This is a genomic window from Phycisphaerae bacterium, from assembly GCA_035384605.1.
Lineage (GTDB): Bacteria > Planctomycetota > Phycisphaerae > UBA1845 > PWPN01 > JAUCQB01.
Window position 1 is genome coordinate 1 of the sequence record DAOOIV010000114.1, and the last position, 9,892, is coordinate 9,892.

Annotated in this window: 5 protein-coding genes; 2 read left to right on the forward strand and 3 right to left on the reverse strand. The window is 61.3% G+C overall.

Translation table 11 applies throughout. The annotated features are described in order from the left end of the window. Positions 1-629: 629 nt before the first annotated feature. From PLL20_18305 to PLL20_18315, 3 genes are all read right to left on the reverse strand, one after another. Positions 630-1,607, reverse strand: a complete 978-nt coding sequence (locus PLL20_18305; GenBank protein ID HPD31948.1) for an ROK family protein — start codon at positions 1,605-1,607, stop codon at positions 630-632. 369 nt (positions 1,608-1,976) lie between these two features. Next, a complete protein-coding gene (locus tag PLL20_18310) occupies positions 1,977-3,452 on the reverse strand; it encodes a DegQ family serine endoprotease (protein ID HPD31949.1) in 1,476 nt (491 codons plus the stop codon). Between the two features lie 331 nt (positions 3,453-3,783). Next, the gene (locus PLL20_18315; protein HPD31950.1) at positions 3,784-5,571 is read right to left on the reverse strand and encodes a DUF4838 domain-containing protein; all 1,788 of its coding nucleotides are present in this window, start codon (positions 5,569-5,571) and stop codon (positions 3,784-3,786) included. 266 nt (positions 5,572-5,837) lie between these two features. On the opposite strand from PLL20_18315, the gene PLL20_18320 reads away from it, so the two are divergent. Both PLL20_18320 and PLL20_18325 read left to right on the forward strand, forming a co-directional pair. Beyond that, positions 5,838-8,309, forward strand: a complete 2,472-nt coding sequence (locus tag PLL20_18320) for a glycosyl hydrolase (GenBank protein ID HPD31951.1) — start codon at positions 5,838-5,840, stop codon at positions 8,307-8,309. An 80-nt stretch (positions 8,310-8,389) separates the two neighbouring features. Next, positions 8,390-9,748 (forward strand): hypothetical protein, encoded by a 1,359-nt coding sequence (locus tag PLL20_18325; protein HPD31952.1) that lies wholly within the window; start codon positions 8,390-8,392, stop codon positions 9,746-9,748. The last annotated feature ends 144 nt before the right edge of the window (positions 9,749-9,892 follow it).

The window sequence follows — 9,892 nt, forward strand, 5'->3', positions numbered from 1 at the left end:
CAACAACCCGAAAAAAATCTAGAATCGCCCTTTGGTGTTCAACTTGGGTTAGATGGGATCCGGCGAGATCCCTTTTTGCAGGTTATTACGCATGGCAACCCGGTACCCAAGGCGGACCGCCTTTTCGCGGGCCGCAACCCAAGCGCTCTGCGATCCAGAAACATGCGCGCGAGCCGCGCAGATGTCTGGCCGTAAGGTTCTATAACGCGCTCGTTCTGCGGCGATGCTCGCGGCGGTTTACACCCATTAGGCGCAAGAAACCGGACCTGACGGGCCGCCCCCCTTGCGGTCCGCCAGGCCCTTGCGACTTGTTCGCCGGCGGCTCAGGCGGCATTCATGCCGAGACGGAATTCGCCGGCGGTTATTTGCCCTTCATGAGTGGCTGGTAGTGCTCAGAAGGAGTCCGGTCCAGGTGATCGGCGTGCTCCGCGACTTACTGCCTTGCCACTGACGAGCCTATCGGAGAACCGGACGACTGACTTGACTTGCCGCAGTTATTCGGTCCAGACGCCTCGCCATGGGCCCAGAACCCTGCGCAACGGCGAAGCAACCCGCGATACTCGACTCCCGGACCAAGGGAATGCCGGATCAGGTATTGCGGTGAATATGCCCCTGACGGTGAACTCTGCTCACCAGTCTCCGGTTCGCCGGGCTTCCCAAGCGCATCCGGCGGCTCCGACAAAGCCGGCGTTGTTGCCGAGCGTGGCAAAGCAGATTTCAGGACCGTCATCGAGGAGTTTCCAGGCCATCTCTGCCGCATACTTGCGGATGGGAGCAAGCAGGAAGTCGCCGGCCGCGATCAGGCCGCCGGCCAGAACCACGCGTTGAGGGTTGGTCACGTGACGCATGCCGACAATGGCCACGGCCAGGTAGTAGCAGGCCTTGTCCCAGACCTCCTGCGCGAGCGCGTCACCCGCCTTGGCCGCTTCGACGATGTGCTCGGCTCGCAGAAACTCTCCCGCATCCATGCGGGTCTTCAACACACTCGGTCTTCCCTGCTTGATCAGCTCCTCGGCATGGCGGGCAAGGAAATAAGCGGACGAGTAGGCCTCGACGCAACCTCGCTGGCCGCAGGAACACAATCGACCGCCGGGATTGACGATGACATGGCCCAGTTCGGCCCCGTTTTCGAAATAACCGCGGAGCAGCTTGCCCTCGACGATGACCCCGCCGCCCACACCGGTTCCGAGCGTGTACATGACCAGGTCGTTGACGTCCTTGCCGGCACCGGCCCAGAACTCACCCCATGCCGCCGCGTTGGCGTCGTTCTCGATCGTCGTCGGAATGCCCGTCTTTTCTTTCATGATCTCTCGCAGCGGAACGTTCTGCATGCAGGGCAGGTTACCCGGATTGATCACCATGCCTCGACGATGGCTCATCGGCCCGGGCGAGCCGACACCGATCCCCAGCACGTCCTTTCGGTCGACGCCGGCCTGTGAAATGGCCTTCTCGGCGGCGGCGATGATGTTGGCGACTACCTGGTCTCGCCCTTTATCGACCTCGGTCGGTATGCTGAGGCTCGACTTGACATTGCCCTCGCTGTCCAGCAGACCTGCCGCGATGTTCGTGCCGCCGAGATCCACGCCCACGCAATAGCCGCTCGCCATGGTTGATTCACCTCTGTGTCGTGTGCCGCCCGCTGACTCCGCCGCGCCGGCAGCGGATGACCGGTCATCAGGCCCCGCCGTGCGCGGTGATGGTAGAACAGATCCGCGTCGGACTCAATGGGGCGAATCTGGCGGAAAATGACGACGGTGTGTAGCGCTTCCGGCGGGTTCCCACCCAAGCCGGGCAGGAACAGGACTCATGGCCTGGATGACCGGTGCTGCAATCCCGACCGCCTGTGACGAACCACGGGCAGGGTTTCGCTGCGGCGCACTCACCGCTTGCGTGCAATCACGGCCCGGAAACGAGCTCGCACGACGACGGTGTCCGCAGCGGGTCCGACGAGATTGTCAAGGACAACCCGAGGGTTGCTACTCGTCGCTGCCCCCGCTCTTGAGCAGGACAAACCGTCTCATGCCCTCACTCAGAACCGTGAGGCGCACCCCCTTCTTGAGGTCCTGCTTGCTCATCGCCTTGTTGAACTCGGCCAACGTGTCGACCGGTTTGTTCTGAACGGCGACAATGACGTCTCCGGGACGCAGACCGGCCTTGGCCGCAACGCTGAACGGCTCGACCGCCGTGACGACCACTCCCTTGGTTTGCTTGAGCCCCAGTTGCTCGGCGATTTCCGGCGTGAGGTTCTTGAGGGTCATGCCAAGGTCTTCATCTTCGGCTTCATGGCCTTTGATGGTGGCCAGGCCGCTTTCGAGCTCACCTACGGTTACTTCCAGAGTCTCGCGCTCCCCTTCACGAAAAACCTCAACCTTAACCTTGGTTCCCGGCGAGGTGACGGCCACCATCTGACGGAGCTGATTGGTGTCGTTCGTTTCCTTGCCACCGAACTTCAGGATGATGTCGCCCTGCTTCATCCCGGCTTTCTCCGCCGGGCTGTCGGGCGTCACGTCGCCAACCAGTACCCCGTTGGTACCCTTGAATCCGAAGGACTCGGCCATGGCTTCGTCGAGATTCTGAATCACAACCCCCAACCAGCCGCGCACGACCTTGCCGTGGTCGATAAGGCTCTGCATGATGGATTTGGCCATGTTGCTCGGGATCGCAAACCCGATGCCCATGTACCCCCCGCTTCGGCTGAAGATGGCGGTGTTGATGCCGATGACCTCGCCCTTGAGATTCACCAGTGGTCCGCCGCTGTTGCCGGGGTTGATAGCCGCGTCCGTCTGGATGAAATCCTCGTACTCGGCAACGGCCCGGTTCGCGCGCCCTTTAGCACTGACGATCCCCGTGGTAATGGTATACGACAGACCGAAGGGGTGCCCGACGGCTACCACCCACTCGCCCACCCGCACTTGATCCGAATCGCCGAGTTTCGCGGGCATGAGGTTGTCGGCCTTGATCTTCACGACGGCCAGATCGGTCTTCGGGTCGGTGCCGATGATCTTGGCCTTGTACTCCCGCTTGTCGGTAAGGGTCACGGTGATCTCATCCGCGTCGGCCACGACGTGATTGTTGGTCAAGATATGGCCGTCTTCGGAGACGATCACCCCCGCGCCGAATCCCTGCTGCTTGAAACCCCCTTTTGGAACATCGGGTCGCAGGAAACGCTCAAAGAATTCCGGAAATGGTATCTCCTCCGGCAACTCCTGCCTCCCTCGCATCGTCGGTTTGATCGTCTTCACCGAAGTGATGTTGACCACGGAGGCCTTAACACTCTCGGCCACATACTCGAACGCCGCGGACAGGTCTTCAGCCACCTTCATCGCGCCGGCCGGCGGCGTCGTAGGTCGGTCTGCTCCAAAAGCCGACGGCACCGCGAGGGCAAGCCCAATTGCGCCCGCAAACACCAGACACCGTACAACCTCGCTTCTCAACGACCTGCTTCTCGTCATTGTTGTCTTTCTCCCTGACGCTTGCGATTCTTCCGGTAACGCTCCACTTGTTCTTCTATACGCGGGGAATACCGTAGCTGTTCATGAAACGAGCAGCGGCCGGACACCTGACAGATATGAGATTGTAAGTGTCGCACTGATAAGGCGTTATAGTACAACGGCTCGTGCAACAATGTTCCGTCTCAGGGCGCGGGCCGGCCTCCGCGAACGAGGTCCGCGAGCCCCGAACACCGCTGGAGATCAAGACCGAGCCGGACTAGGGTGCGAGCAACCGGCCCCGCACCGGCGGCGCCAAGCAGAGAGATCCGGGCATGCGATCCGCCCGTGACGGTCAGGGGCGTACCTGAGACTTCAGCCAGTCGATGCCTCGGCCCTCGGCCACGTGGGTCATCTTGATCGCCTCCGCGGTTTTCATGAACTGCTCATAGACAGCCTGTTGAGTGTCGGCAACCGGCCAAGAGTGCTTCGCATCAGCGGCTTCCTTCCGCAGCCGGTCCCATTGAATGATGAACGTGTACAGGACCGGCAGTTCGGCCGTGCGAACACGGAGAAGCAAAGTCTCATCGTTGCGTGCGGCTTCTTCTGCTGCCTTTAGATGCTTCCACCCCTCGCTCAGCGTCTCAAGGTTCAGGAACTTGGCATCCGGCGGGGAGAAACAGCCAAGGCGGTCACCACACGTGCCAACAGCCTTGTGCATGATCTCAAGATATGCGTAGATATGGCGTGCAGCAGAGCCATAATAACCCGCGAGGAACTCGCCCGTCAGTAAGTCGGCGTTCAGAGACGGGTTCCACAGCAGCTTGGCGAGCACCCATGCCCGCAGTTCCATCATCTCGGCGCCGTTGGTGTGATAGGCCCCCTGTTCAAACAGCCCGACGACGTTGTGGTCGGCAAAGAACTTGACGTTCGGGCCGAGAACGCACAGGTTCGGGTGCGGTAGCACGTAGTGGGAGAAGTTGGTAGTATAATCCCATACGTACAAACGCTTGCAGATCTTCGACCAGCCCTCGATATCACGGCGGAAATCGGCGTTGATCTCGTCGGTCAGCGGCTTGCTGAACGAGCACTCGATGCTGCACAGCCAGACCACGACGTTTGGCCTCGGCCGAACCTTGAGCGGCGGTTTGCGGGTGTACTGGTAAGCCAGCGTGCTGATCGCGACATTGGGGAACTCCTTCTCGATCTCCTCGGCCACGGCGTTGACGAAGCGGATCATCGACCCGGCCGGACTGCCCTCTTCCTTGTCGACGGCCGCACACCTCGGGCACTGGCAGTTGTTCGCCCAATCGTTCTGCGACACCGACGCCATAGTCGCGGCGGGGTTGCTGCGCAGGCGATCCTTCAGGTTCTTGACCAGTTCAGCCCGCATTTGCTCGTTGGTCAGGCACAACTGGCTATGCTCCTGCACGCGCCTGCCCTGGATCTCGCTGAACCACTCCGGATGGTCCTTGAAGTACTTGGTCGGCGGGATCAGGGCGTTGAAGGTGTGGACGAAACCCTCGATCACATGTTTGCCGCCGTGCTTCTCCTCCAATCGCGGTGTGGCTCCGTTGACCTTGTTGCGAGCGGCCCAGTCGCCGTCAAAACCGCTGAACCAGAACGGCTCCCGGTACTCCAGCGGCGGGACGTACTTGACTCCGAGCCTATGGAAGGCCAGCGTCGGTTTTCTCGGGATGCTGCTTGCGCCCGGAGCCCACCATCGGCAGCCGATATGGTCTTCCAGGAAGGTATAGACCGCATACAGCGTGCCGCGGGGCCGGCCGCCTGCAAGAATCAGGTCCTTACCGACGGTGCGTATGATCAGGCCCTCGGCGCCAAGCCCATCGGCGGTAAACTTGGGGTCCGCCAGCCTCGCCGCCTCGGGACCGACCAGAAGTCGGGGCTTGTCGCCGTCGGCTGACGCCAGAACCTCGAAATCGGCACCCGTGACTTGTTTGAGGAACGAGGCCAGCTCCTGCGCTGCGTGTTTCTCACCCGGCGCAGCGTTCTCCGAGACCACGACAACCGCCTCGCCATGACCATCTTCGGCAATCACGACAGCCGAAACGCGGTCTGCCGCCACAAGAACGACAGCAATTACCAGCAATCCGAGCGTCAGCAGCAACGGAAACGAGCGCATCTGTCTTCTCCTTATGCGAAGCTGAAAGCTTGCCTGCACGATGTCACCGAAGACGTTAACACAAGCCTGGCGTGTTGGCCAGAAGCGATCTTTGGCCGGACCGTCGCCGGCATAGGGTGCAGATGCCGGCAAAGGAGCTCCTGGCCGGCATCCTGGAAGCCAACTCACCGTCGTCCTATACTGCGTGTTCGAGCTGGATACGACTGTACCAGCAACGACGGTTGCCAATCTGTGAGCCATTGGCCGGCTTCGTCGGAGCGAGCATCATGATTCTGTGCCTTCTCGATCAGCTTGTCCTCACTATGTGCGTAACGGCCGGCATTTCCGCCGAGCCTTGGCAGGCACACGACTGGCGGGAGGAGCTGCGCCTTCCGTCGCCCGAATTCTCGCTGATGCCGTTCTGGTTCTGGAATGACGATCTGGACGACGACGAGATTCGCCGGCAGATGGCTGCCTTTCGGGAGAAGGGCGTTCATGGCTTTGTCATCCATGCGAGAATGGGACTACCGAAGGACCTTGAGTACATGGGCCCCCGCTGGCTGGGGCATGTGCGGTTTGCAGTGGAGGAGGCCGCGCGAACAGGCATGCGGGTGTGTCTGTATGACGAGGGCATGTACCCGTCGGGCTCCGCCCACGGACAGGTCGTCCAACGCAATCCATCGTTCGCTGCCCAAGGTCTGGCAGTCGAGGCCCAGCGCGTGGATGGGCCGACGACGATCGAGCCTGCCGTTGCCACCAAAGGACGACTGGTTGCCCGAGTTCTGATTCGGCCTGGCGAGGGGGAATCGTACCGGCTCGAGACAGCTCGTGCCGTTCCTGCTGACGCACAGACGATCGAAATCCCGTCAGGCCAGTGGGTCGTGATGACCTTCCTCCAGGTGCCCACCGAAGGGTGGATTCGTGGCGTGCACGACGGGGAAGACGACAGAGAACCGAATGCCCCGCCCGCAGCGGACCTGCTGAATCCCGACGCGATGCGGGCTTTCCTCCAACTGGCCTACGAACCCTACTACGAAACCGTCGGCAAGCACTTTGGCAAGACGATCATCGCGATGTTCACCGATGAGCCAAGCCTGACAGGGCGGGGTGGCCGTAAAGACATCAAACCGTGGACGGGGGGATTCTCGGAGTACTTCCGCGCGAAGGCCGGCTATGACCTGACGACACGACTGCCCGCCTTGTTCTTTGACGTCGGAGAGCAGACCGGCAAGATTCGCGCAGATTACCACAGCATAATCGATCAGCGATTGGAGGAAACCTATTACCGGCCGCTCTCACAGTGGTGCCAGCGGCACGGTATCGCACTGACAGGCCACCCGGCAGCCAGCGACGAGATCAACTGCCTTCGCCATTTCCAGATCCCCGGACAGGATCTCGTATGGCGTTACGTCGTGCCCGGAGACAACTCCGCCATCGAGGGCCCGCACAGCACGGCCGCCAAGGGTACCAGCAGTGTTGCCCGCCATGATGGCAGGCGGCGCAACAGTAACGAGATACTCGGAGCTTACGGATGGAACCTCATGATGGAGGAAATGAAGTTCGTGGCCGACCATGTGCTCCTGCGAGGCCAGAACCTGCTCTATCCGCACGCTTTCTACTATTCCGTTCGGGGGAGTCGGCTTCACGAGCGACCGCCGGATGTGGGACCCCACAATGCCTGGTGGCCCCACTACCAACTGTTTGCGGATTACACCGCTCGTCTATGTGGGTTGTTAACTGATTCCGAGCAGGTCTGCGACGTAGCGGTGGCGGTCTGCGACAACCGCTTGCCGTGGCGGGCCGCCCGATGGCTCTATCAGAACCAGGTGGATTTCAACTATGTCGAGGAGTCTCGATTCACGGAACAGGCCGTGGTTCGTGATGGCCATCTTGAGGTCGGCAGGATGCGCTATCGCACCTTGATCATCGACAGCGACGAAGACATTCCCCAGGCCGTGAGCGCAGCGGCCGCTTCTTTGGAACGGACGGGCGGATTGGTCCGCCGAATCAGCACCGAGCCGGCCGAACCGCTGGTTTCCCTGAAAGACCGCGACGTGATTGTCAGTCCTCCTGCCGCTGACCTTCGCTACGTCCACCTGGTCAAACGAGAAATCGATTTCTACCTATTGGGCAACGAAGGCGAGGCACATCTGGACACGCACCTGACCGTTCGCAGCGTCGGTGAAGCCGAATGGTTCGATGCGTGGAAAGGGGTCTTCAGTCCGGCGACTGTCGTCGTGGCGACGGATTCGACCATCACGGTTCCACTGCACCTGCCCCGACGGGAAACGCGCGTGCTGTGTATTGACACGTCAAAGCCGCCGACAGTCGCCTCTGTGCGCGAACCTGGCGGGTTTGCGGATCTCATTAGTCTGGAGGGATCGTGGGAAATCGCCGTGGGCGGAAAGGAAATGCGGCAGGAGGAATTGGGTGACTGGACCGCGTGGTCCGGCATGGAGGACGAAGTCGGGCCGGTGCATTACCAAAGATCATTCCAGGTGCACCGAGATCAGGGCAAGCGCTATCAGCTCGATCTTGGCCAGGTCGGAGACTGGGTGGTTGTCCGATTGAACGGGCAGGAGCTGGGCGTGCGTTTCTGGTCCCCCTTCACGTGGGGCATTACGGATGCCCTGCGCGACGGCGAGAACACTCTCGTGGTTGAAGTCACCGGATCGCTCGCCAATCGTCACGACCCGAAGAAACGCCGCCCGGCAGGGCTGATGGGGCCGGTGCGAGTCCTCGCAACCTCGCGGTACTGACGTGAATCGCTCCAGTGAACCGCTGGCGTGTCAAGTGGCTGACAGTTCACTGGCTGTTGTCGGCGACAGGATGATGAGGTGTGGCAACTATGGAAAACTGTCTGTTGTTGTGCGCATGGATTGGTGCGCTCTCTGCGAACCTCGATCTTCAACCTCGTGTCGAGGTCGAGGAGGTAGTCACCGCGTACACCCCGGCCAACAACGGCGCCGGGCCGATGTGGTGCTACGGGTCGACGACGATTGCCCGGCGAGGCGAAGAGGCGTTTGTCTCGGCGATCGAGACGGGCAAGGATGTGCCGCCGTTGTGCAACACGCGATGGCAGTTGTGGTGCCGCACGTCGGCCGGATGGAAACTGGAACAGAGCGAGAAAGAGTATCGTCAGCGCGAGCCGTGTCCGATCGGCGTCTTCCAGAACGGCCCGGTGTTCCTGTCCGTGAACCCTTCGACCCAGCCGCCGGGCACCGAGTATGGTCCTTGCCGGCCGTTGGTGCTCGAATTCGATCCCGAGAACCCGGCCTCCCCGTTTCGCGAACACGAACCAGCCTGGGCCGAGGGCACTCACTTCACCGACCACTCGTATCGCGGGTTCGCGGCCGACGGGGCTAGGGGCGAACTGCTGCTGCTTAACATCAATGCCCAGACCGGGGCCCAATTCGTTTCGTTCCGCGACCGCGACGGCCGATGGCATGCCCGAGGCAAAATCGAATTCCCAATCCGGTCGTGCTACCCTCAGGTGGCCCTACGAGACCGGGCGGCGCACGTCATGGCCATCGGCGACATCGTCGAGCCAAAAGAGGAATGGCGCAAGTACAAATTCGAGAAGACCGGCAGCCAGTGGGACTACGTGTTCCGGCGGCTATTCTACACGTACACCCCGGACATTAACAGCAAGCCGTTCATTGCGCCGGTCGAAATCGACACCGTGGAGGAGACCTGCGGCCACATCACCAACCTGGACCTGCATATCGATGAGGTTGGAGCGGCCCATGTGCTCTACCTGAGGCGTCCGTACCAGAGCGAATTGGTCCGCGACAAGTTCTTTCCCGGCAAACCACTGACCGCGCATCTTGAGTACATGATCATCAGGGACGGCAAGATCGAGGCGAAGACCACGCCGGCCGAGACACCGGCCAAGGGCAGGGCCGGTCTGACGCCGTCGTACGCCCGTTTTCACGTAATGCCGGACGGAAAACTGTGCATTGTGGTCGCCGGCACGATGACCGGCGAAGCGGAGGCGGGCACATTCGGCAATTACGTCGCCCGGATCGACCGGTCGGAAGCCAAGCCGACTTTCGTTGCCGTGCCCCTCAAGCACCCGTTCCACAGTTTCTTCACCAACACTCCTCGCGGCGGTTCAGAGCCCTCCGAGCTACTCGATTTGTTCGGCACGGGCAGCGATTCGCTCAACCTGCGATATGCACGAGTTCGCGTGAAGTAGCATGGTCTTCGACTCCGACAGTAGGGCCGACGCCCCCGTCGGCCATTCGCGGAGGGGCTCGGGGCCGGGGGAAAACATGGGCGGCACTGGGCAGCATGACGAAGAGATTCGTCGAAGGGATGGTGCCAGAAAGGATTCTGGCAC

What these genes read in the sequence shown, in the direction of transcription:
- PLL20_18305 (HPD31948.1), bottom strand. Translation starts at nt 1,607, where the DNA reads ATGGCGAGCGGCTATTGCGTGGGCGTGGATCTCGGCGGCACGAACATC.
- PLL20_18310 (HPD31949.1), bottom strand. Translation starts at nt 3,452, where the DNA reads ATGACGAGAAGCAGGTCGTTGAGAAGCGAGGTTGTACGGTGTCTGGTG.
- PLL20_18315 (HPD31950.1), bottom strand. Translation starts at nt 5,571, where the DNA reads ATGCGCTCGTTTCCGTTGCTGCTGACGCTCGGATTGCTGGTAATTGCT.
- PLL20_18320 (HPD31951.1), top strand. Translation starts at nt 5,838, where the DNA reads ATGATTCTGTGCCTTCTCGATCAGCTTGTCCTCACTATGTGCGTAACG.